We start from the raw sequence: 8497 nt of genomic DNA on the forward strand, positions 1-8497 counted from the left end.
TTACAAAAATCGAGCAAGTATACGTTTAGCTTTGGGGAAACAGCAAGAAGCACTCTCAGATTTCAATCAATTAATTGCTATTAAGAGCGATGATGAAGCCTACTACAATCGAGGAACTCTCCGCCTTGGATTAGGAGATCATCAAGAAGCGCTGTCAGACTTTAACCAATCATTAAATCTTAACCCAACCAATGTTGAAGTCTACAAAAATCGAATATTTGTTAGGCTCTTACTAAAGGATGTTCAAGGAGTCATAGAAGACCTTAAACAGATTGTACATCTCAACCCTGACACTTCTGGAGAAAGTCAGTCAGCAATGGAAATCCTTAATAAGGCTTTACAGTCCGTCCCAGATGACGCTGAAGGTTACAAATTACGTGGTAGCTTCTACTTTGCTTTCAATGAGCCACAAAGGGCAATTGAAGATTTTAATCAGGTTTTGCGGTTTAATCCTAATGACACTCAAGTTTATAGCATCCGTGGGTTAGCCCATGTTGCCTTAGAAGATTATCAGGCGGCAGTCAAAGATTATACCCAAGCGCTACAATTTAATCCTGATGACGTGTTGATATATAAGTATCGAGCTGAGGCTTGCTATGTTTTGAAAGACTTTGAAGGAGCAATTCAAGACTATACGCAAGCCTTGCTACTTAAATTTGACGATGCCGAAGCTTACTATAATCGAGGATTAATTCGATTACAGTTGGGTAATAACCAGGAAGCACTTGATGATTTTAATCAAACTTTGCAACTTGAACCTGATAACGCCAAGGCTTATAAAAACCAAGGTGATATCTACTATGAATTACAAGAGTATCACAAGGCACTAGAGAATTATACCCAAGCTTTGCAATTTAATCCTAAAGATGCCACAGTACACAATAACCGAGGTATTATTTACTCCATTTTAGGAAATAAAGAAGCAGCCTTTAAGGATTTTAGTAGGGCTTTACAGCTTGATTCTGAGTACGCCAACGCTTACAAAAACAGAAGTTTGCTTCGTGCTGAAATTGAAGATTGGAAAGGAGTAATTGAGGACTTAAGTTATTTCTTGCGTTTTAATTCCCATGACATCAATGCTTACCAGAGACGCGGTGATGCCTACCGCAACATAGGTAATTTTCAAAGGGCAATTTCTGATTACACCCAAACATTGCAAAAAAATCCGAATCTTGCTGAAGTTTACTATAATCGAGCTATTTGTCGATATTCTATAGGTGATAATGCAGGAGCTATTGAAGATTATTCTCAAGTTATTCGCATTAATCCTAGTTATGCAAAAGCATACATTTATCAGGGAATAATTCGTAATAATACGGGAGATAAATTAGGAGCAATCGAAGATTTTACACAATATATTCATATGTATCCTAATCATGCTGAAGCTTATTACTACCGAGGAACAGTCTACTATGAAATAGGACATATGCAAAATGCTATAGAAGACTATAATCATGCAATCGAATTTAATCTAAATTATGCTGATGCATATTACGCACGAGGAGCTACCCATTTTTCTTTAGGAGACATACAAGCAGCATTAAAAGATTGTCATAAAGCTGTTGAAATATATAAATCTCAAGGTGAAATAATTAAATTACAGAGGGTACAAATTTTATTAAAAAGCTTATGTGAGACATAGCTTGTTTCAGAAATCATATTTTTCTGAGTTTACCAATCTCACGCTTTTATCTAGCACTATCTTTATGTTTAAGTTCCAGAAAATCTTTAGTTACTCTAACTATAGAATCTCCATTTATATAATTTGAAGTATAATTGGGCGTTAATGGTAGATTATCACCCGATTCTAGTACTAAAATAACCCGAAAAAAGTATTCGTCTATACTAGTATCAATCCGTTCAAGCTTAACATCAGTAATTTCGTTCAAAGAATATTGAAAAACTGTTTTTCCTAACGTTCCAAACCACCTATAACGACTAAGCTTTACAGTATTTGTTTCCTTGTCAAGGTTACAAGTGATAAATAAACCTTGTGACGCTACTAGCAACGCTAATATTCCACAGAATACAGTAATCATGACAGAAATGTAACCAGTAAAAGTCTCATCAAGTATAACCTCTAAATTCTTCTCTATAGGGTTTTTCAAAAAACTATTAATTCTTAATACTATTGATTGCAATTCTTCAAGGTTCAATTTTGGGTATCCTGCGCGTGAAAAAGGAAAACTATCTCTATCATTTAATAGTAAAATGTTATATTTATAATACTTAGCCTGACCATCAGTATCAATCTGAGTTTCCAATTTAGCCTTTAGTAACTCAGGAACTAGCGTTTGACTCTGTTCTCGACCTAACCAATTATTTTTTGTTAACTTACACATCACTGTTAGAGTATTTTGTCCCGCACTCAAATTAATATTTGAAGTAGATATATTGTTCGGATAACGATGACACACAAGTTGTGTAATAGGTGTAAATACAATAGACGCAAATAAAAATAGAACAAATAATTGACTAAAAAATATTCCCAAACCTAAAAATACTTTTGGTCGAATAATAAAAATAAGTTTAGTTGATGTTTGCTCTGAGACTTTTAGAGGATTAGCTAGACTCAAATAACATCCAGCACCTAAGTTAATTGCCAACAGGATGGTAAATAATAAAACAGTCATTTTATTTGTAGCTCTAGAACCGCTTTAGCAGATAGAAATATTACGCGTTTACCAATTAGATAATAAACCAAGAAAGAATAACCTCAACTACTCTTCTGTGCCTAGCACCATCGAATATGCCAGCATTAATCTACTCTCTAACCCTCACACTCCTTCATTTGATCTAGTTATAGCTCACCGTTCGCGTAATCGAGAATGAGTTTGATGAAATAAGGGATATGTGAAGAAGCAGGCTTTCCAAAAACAGGAGATCGCTATAGCGTTCCTAAATATCATTAAAAGGGGTACAGCCAGGATACGGATACCGTTGGCGAAATATTACTTAACATAAAAACGGCGGATCTTCCGTGTAATACATGGAGGAGATAGCTATAGTTTTCCATGTAATACACGGAGAGAAAAAAATTAAGTTAGCTGCCTCAATAATCAATAAACTAGAGGAAATACCTTTGGAGGCAGTATATGTGCTTACATCCCGAAAAAATTCCTCCTATTCCCGATGAAACGGTTCGTGTAGCCAAAGCCGCATTTCCAAAAGATAATTTATATATGCGGCTGCGTGATGAACTTGGAGTCTTTTATCAGGATGAAGATTTCGCATCACTGTATCCACAACGGGGTCAGCCAGTGCAAGCACCTTGGCGGTTGGTGATGATACTGGTGATGCAATATCTAGAGAATTTATCTGATAGACAAGCAGCGCAAGCAGTGCAAGGGCGGATTGATTGGAAATACGCTTTGTCGTTGGAGTTGACAGACCCCGGTTTTGACTTTAGTGTTTTGAGCGAATTCCGTGACCGATTAATCACAGGTGGAGTCGAGCGGCAAATACTAGACTTGATGCTGTCGAAATTTCAAGAGCGGAAACTGCTCTCAGCAAGAGGAAAACAGCGCACTGACTCAACTCATGTGTTAACAGTAGTTAGAAACCTAACAAGACTGGAGCATTTGGGAGAAACCCTGCGATATGCCTTAAACGCGGTGGCTGAAGTTGAAGCGACTTGGCTGAAGTCACTAGCTCCCGCCGAGTGGTATGACCGCTATAGCAAACGCTTTGAAGATACCCGATTGCCTAGAACGGCTTCAGAGCGAGAAGTTTTAGCCCAGACAATTGGGGCTGATGGCTTTTATTTACTCGATAACATCTATTCCGAAACTTCCCCCATCCAACTGCGACAACTGCCAGCCGTAGAAGTCTTGCGTCAGGTTTGGTTACAGCAATACTATACACCAACAGACAAGATTCGGTTACGCAACGAAAAAGATGGGCCACCGGGAGCAGTACGAATTCGCTCTCCCTATGACTTAGAAGCGCGTAACAGCACCAAACGCACCACTAACTGGACAGGGTACAAAGTGCATCTGACAGAAAGTTGTGATGAAGACTCACCTCACATTATCACTCATGTAGAAACGACTGCTGCCACAACTCAAGACGCATCAGTGAGAGGTTAAGGTAAAGCGCATTTTGTCAATCGGTTAAAATACTCAAAATAAATTAGATGAAAATGATAATCGTGAGTGGGAGAGGGGAAGGAGGCGAGCGACGCTCGCCTCCTTCCCCTCTATTTGATTATGATTATCAAACAACTTTTAAATAGCTAAAATTTACAATGAAAAAGTATTGTAACGACAGAAAACTAAAGCAAAAAGTGGGCAACATTGTTGGGTAAATTCAATTAGTAAACAAGATAATAAAAAGTTTGGTTTACTGACCGAAGAAAAAAAGGATACAAGCCCCTGAATTTATTTATGGAAAAGGTAAAAATATATAAGCCGAGATACGAAGTACGAGGCTTATAACGTCCTTGTTTCAAGCCCCATTATTTATTTATGGGGATTGTAATTTTGAATGCGTGAATTTTGAATTTTGAATTCGAGCGAAGCGAGTGACATGCTTAAGCGACCGAAACAAAACTCTGACCACGCACAACGACATCATACTCCTACTATAGATAATGAAGCGATCGCTAATCATTTAGAAGCTCTATTAACCCCAGCAGTTTTTGCTCAAGAAAAATATTATAAGCAGTTAGGATTACGAGAGAGAATTCTAAATTTATCATTTATGGTAGCAGCAGTTTTAACACTGTTGTGGCGGCAAGTTCCTGGTGTTCAAGAGTTAAATCGTCTCTTGGCACTCGTATGGTTTATTATGGTGTCGTGTTACCAAAGTTGCCCAACAATCACTATCAGAAAGATTTTTAGTATTCCCCTCGGAATTATTTGAACGGGTCTTTAAAGATTTACTACCTCAATTACAACTGAATTGGAAACAACGATTCAAGCGACCATTACCAGATAGTGTTAAATTTGCGCTTTGTAATTTTGAAAGAATTTGGATTGCTGATGGCTCAACACTAGAAGCTTTATTCCGTAAGCTAAAAAGCCTGGAAGACTTGAAAACAGGCCAGTTAGCCGGAAAAATCTGTACAGTTATTGATTTGGTTACTCGTTTACCTGTTGAAGTTTGGTTTCACACTAATCCCGCAGCTTCGGACACCAATTTTGAAGCGGCGTTACTCAGTTTAGTAACCGCTAAGACTTTAATTTTACTCGATAGAGGTTTCTATCATTTTCAGTTTTTACAACAACTGATTAATCAAGAAGTCCATTTTATTACTCGTTTAAAAGCCAAAGCATCTATTAAATACTTAAAAATTTTTAGCTATGACCATTTGGTTAAAGACCGATTGATTCAACTTGGCACTGTTCGTCGTGGCGCACCAGTTCTTATTTTACGTTTAATCAAGATAAAAGTTGGTAAAACTAGCTATTCTTATATTACTTCTGTCCTTGACCCACAAATTTTACCTCCTTATGTCGTGGCTGATTTATACCGACGAAGATGGAGAATTGAAGAAGCTTTTTACACGGTCAAACGTTTGTTGGGTTTATCTTATTTGTGGACTGGCTCTATTAATGGTGTCAAACTACAGGTCTGGGCTACCTGGTTATTTTATGCTATCTTAATTGATTTGGCAGACGCCGTTGCTGAGGAATTATCTCTACCGTTTGACCGCATTTTTTTAGAGATGATTTATCGAGGACTCTATCATTTTAGTGTTGCCTACGATAAAGGTAACGCCAAAGACCCCATTAAGTACTTTGCTGCCCCAGAAAATCAAGACTTAGGCGTGGTTAAATATCTCCGAAAGTCAGTTTCCAAGCTGGATTTGTCCCCTTTACCCGCACCCTCTTGACAAATGTGCAATTACCTTAACCTCTCACGGATGAGTGCGTCTGATCTCTGGCAAACCCTCTTCGACCCCACCTTCAACCTCACCCTCCAAATCACCGACCTGCCCACAGGACAACTAGCCGAAGCCCAAATCACCAACTACGATACCCAAGGTCGCCCCAACGGTGGCACAATCCTCATTGACGACGACGCCAACGGAATCGGTTGGTTCATCGACCCCACCCCCAACGACAACAGCGAATTCACCACCTCTCTCACTGACACAGCCTTCCGCGCCACCACAGGCGACGCATTCGGCAAATATGACCTGTTAACCAGCATCCTGCACGAAATGGGACACCTAGCAGGCATCATCTCCGGCTACAGCGAATTTGACCACCACATCCAAACCGTCAACGGCTCCAAACTCTTCATCGGTGACAACTTCACCGCCACTCTTACCAATGACGGTAGCCACCTCGATTCTAAACTGTATCCCTTTGACCTAATGAGCACCTCTCTCTCCCCAAGTGTCCGTAAACTCCCGTCCCTTATCGACCTGCAAATCCTCAACGCAGTACGTGCGGGAGATGGGGGGATGGGGAGATGGGGAGATGGGGGGAATGCCTTGCAAGCGCCTCTCAACTCCGATCCTCTAATCGGCATCCTCAACGGAGACTTCGACACCCAAGCCGACTGGACAACTCGTGGTGCAGCCAACATCCTCAACTCCCAAGCCATCCTTACCGAAGACTCCCCCTTTAACAGCAACTTCACCCAAACCTTTATCATCCCCGAAAACGCCAAATACCTGCAATTCACAATCCTTGACACCCACCTGGGAACCAACGAATTCGCCCCCAACGACGCCTTTGAAGTCGCCCTATTAGATGCCCGCACCCTCACCCCCCTAGTCGGCACATCTATAGGACTCACCCAAACCGACTCCCTCCTCAACCTCCAGCAAACCGGCAACACATACTTTAGTAACAACGTCAAGATAGCAGGTGCAAACACCTCCGGCGACAAAATAACCCTGAACACACCGCGCACCGTCAAAATCGATATCAGCAACATAGCTCCTGGAACCCTTGCCACCTTATACTTCGACCTACTAGGCTTCGGTGCAAAAGATGGCAAAGTGATTGTTGATAACGTCATGCTACTAGACCAAGACCTGATTAGCCCAACAGCGATGCCTTCGGCAACGCCAAGGGCGAACGCAGACACAGCCACCACCGACCAAGCAAAACCAGTATTAATCAACATCCTAGCCAATGACAGTGATGCTGACGGCACCATTAACCCCAGCACCGTGCAAATAGGCACAGCACCCCATACAGGCAGCATCATTATTAATAGTGACGGCACCCTTACCTACACCCCGAACAACACCTTCGTCGGCATAGATACATTCACCTACATCGTCCTAGACAACGACAACGCCATCTCCAACGAGGCAACAGTCACAGTCAACATCAACAACATAGCCCCCACCATCGACCGCATTACAGTAGAATCAAATCTGAGAGAAGGTACAATTGCCACAATAAGTGCGATCGCCAGTGACCCAGGTGATAACCTTACCTACACTTGGAACTTTGGCGATGATAGCAACCCCGTCACCGGACAAACCCTCAACCACACCTTCGCTGATAACGGCACTTACACCGCCATCCTCACTGTTACCGATACTCATGGTGCGTCAACCGTAGAAACACTATTATTAAATGTGATTAACGTCGCTCCCATAGTCAATCCTGGTGCAGACATCACAACAAATGAAGGAACTGCCATCACCTTCAACGGCAGCTTCATCGACCCAGGCATACTAGACACTCACACAATCACTTGGGACTTCGGCGACGGCAGCACAACCACTAGCATACTTAACCCTACTTACACTTACACTAAAGATGGTATATACACAGCAACCCTAACCGTCACCGATAAAGACGGCGGTACTAACACTAACAGCTTGACTGTAACCGTTAACAACACCGACCCAATTATCAACAATATTTCCGGCGACACCAATATTTTTGAAGGTACAGTTGCCAACTTTAGTGCCACCGCCACCGACTCTGGGTTAGACACCCTCACCTACACCTGGAACTTTGGCGATGATTCTGACCCAGTAGTTGGCCAAAATGTCAACCATATCTTCGCCCAAGATGGCAATTACACCGTCAACCTCACCGTCACCGATACGAATGGCGGTGCAACCAGCGAAACCCTCAGCGTACAGGTTAACAACGCTGCGCCCATAATCACCAACATCTGCGGTGACACCAATGTTGATGAAGGTGCAGTTGCCAACTTCAGTGCGATCGCCACTGATCCCGGAAATGATACCATTACTTACACCTGGAACTTTGGCGACGGTTCTGACCCAGTAATTGCACAAAATGTCAGCCACATCTTTGCTGACAACGGCATCTACACCGTTACCCTCACAGTCAGCGATTCAGACGGTGCTAACACATCCTCAACACTTACCACCAATGTCGGTAACGTTGCACCTATTGTGTCAGCTGGTGTAAATCAAACCATCTACAAAGCTGAAAGTGTCAGCTTCGATGGTCGCTTTAAGCTGTTGTGCTTTTAATTTGCACAAACAGCATTTCCCTTATTTTTTATTTTTCTTCCCCATTTAATAATAAGCTCTCCATCATTTAAGAGT

Annotated in this window: 3 protein-coding genes and 2 pseudogenes; 4 read left to right on the top strand and 1 reads right to left on the bottom strand. The window is 41.6% G+C overall.

Annotated features, from left to right (window positions below; genetic code table 11):
• The coding region (locus tag V7K41_RS19150) for a tetratricopeptide repeat protein (RefSeq protein ID WP_334850665.1) at positions 1 to 1642 on the top strand (1642 nt) is incomplete at its 5' end.
• A 46-nt stretch (positions 1643 to 1688) separates the two neighbouring features.
• Here V7K41_RS19150 and V7K41_RS19155 read toward each other — a convergent pair.
• Positions 1689 to 2633, bottom strand: coding sequence for a hypothetical protein (locus tag V7K41_RS19155; protein ID WP_334850667.1), 945 nt, complete (start codon positions 2631 to 2633; stop codon positions 1689 to 1691).
• Positions 2634 to 3095: 462 nt separating this feature from the next.
• Between V7K41_RS19155 and V7K41_RS19160 the strand changes: the two are divergent.
• The 3 genes and pseudogenes from V7K41_RS19160 to V7K41_RS19170 form a co-directional block, all read left to right on the top strand.
• Positions 3096 to 4079, top strand: a pseudogene (locus V7K41_RS19160) (transposase); the annotation flags it as partial.
• Between the two features lie 448 nt (positions 4080 to 4527).
• Positions 4528 to 5824, top strand: a pseudogene (locus V7K41_RS19165) (IS4 family transposase); the annotation flags it as partial.
• A gap of 15 nt (positions 5825 to 5839) precedes the next feature.
• Entirely contained in the window at positions 5840 to 8422 is a 2583-nt protein-coding gene (locus V7K41_RS19170; protein WP_334850671.1) for a PKD domain-containing protein, read from the top strand.
• Positions 8423 to 8497: the final 75 nt, after the last annotated feature.

Source organism: Nostoc sp. (assembly GCF_036917415.1).
Lineage (GTDB): Bacteria > Cyanobacteriota > Cyanobacteriia > Cyanobacteriales > Nostocaceae > Nostoc.

Bases quoted from the DNA above. Each gene is read 5' to 3' on its own strand.
- V7K41_RS19155 (WP_334850667.1), bottom strand. From the start codon at position 2,633: ATGACTGTTTTATTATTTACCATCCTGTTGGCAATTAACTTAGGTGCT.
- V7K41_RS19170 (WP_334850671.1), top strand. From the start codon at position 5,840: ATGTGCAATTACCTTAACCTCTCACGGATGAGTGCGTCTGATCTCTGG.